The following is a 710-nucleotide window of genomic DNA, read 5'->3' as shown; positions in this document are numbered from 1 at the left end:
GTAAGGGGCTGGGGCGGCGTCGTGCGGACGCTTGGAAGGCCCCTGCGGTTAACCTGGTGCCGTGAACGCCGAACCAGCCGACTTCGCCCAGGGCGACCCAGCCGCGGCGGAGCCGCAGGAGATCGCCCGGCTCCGGGTGGCCATCGGCCGCCTGCACCGCCGGATGGTCCAGCGCACGTCCGGGAACCTCACCTTCTCCCAGACCTCCGCGCTCGTCGCCGTCGAGAAGATGGGCCCGATCCGCCTCGGCGAGCTCGCCGCCCGCGAGCGCGTCGCCGCCCCCTCGATGACCCGCACCGTCTCCGGCCTGGTCGAGGCGGGGCTGCTGCACCGCGCCGCCGACCCGCAGGACGGCCGCTCCTTCCTGCTCAGCATCACCGACCTGGGCCGCCAGTTCATCGAGGGCCTGCGCACCGAGCGCAACGCCGCCCTCGCCGAGGGCGTCGCCCAGCTCACCCGCGAGGAGTACGCGGCCCTGCGTGCCGCCTTGCCGGTCCTCGAGCACCTGGCGGAGCAGGAGACCTAGGCTCGCCGAGCAGCGGCCTTGGGTCCCGGCGCTGGCCCTGGCACCTGTCTTGGCGCCGGCCCTGGTCCTGGCCTGGCACGTGTCTTGGCGCCGGCCCTGGCGCGGGCCTCGACCCCGGCACCGACCCCGACCCCGGCCCTGCCGCCCCATCGACAACGACGACGACCTGCCCCGCCGCCTGCAC

1 protein-coding gene is annotated in these 710 nt (G+C 75.4%); it reads left to right on the top strand.

The annotated features are described in order from the left end of the window. Window positions 1-61: 61 nt before the first annotated feature. A complete protein-coding gene (locus KDK95_RS36565; RefSeq protein WP_212522624.1) occupies window positions 62-526 on the top strand; it encodes a MarR family winged helix-turn-helix transcriptional regulator in 465 nt (154 codons plus the stop codon). Window positions 527-710: the final 184 nt, after the last annotated feature.

Origin of the sequence: Actinospica acidithermotolerans, from assembly GCF_018139625.1 — a bacterium.
GTDB lineage: Bacteria > Actinomycetota > Actinomycetes > Streptomycetales > Catenulisporaceae > Actinospica > Actinospica acidithermotolerans.
This window is presented reverse-complemented; position numbering and strand designations above follow the sequence as displayed.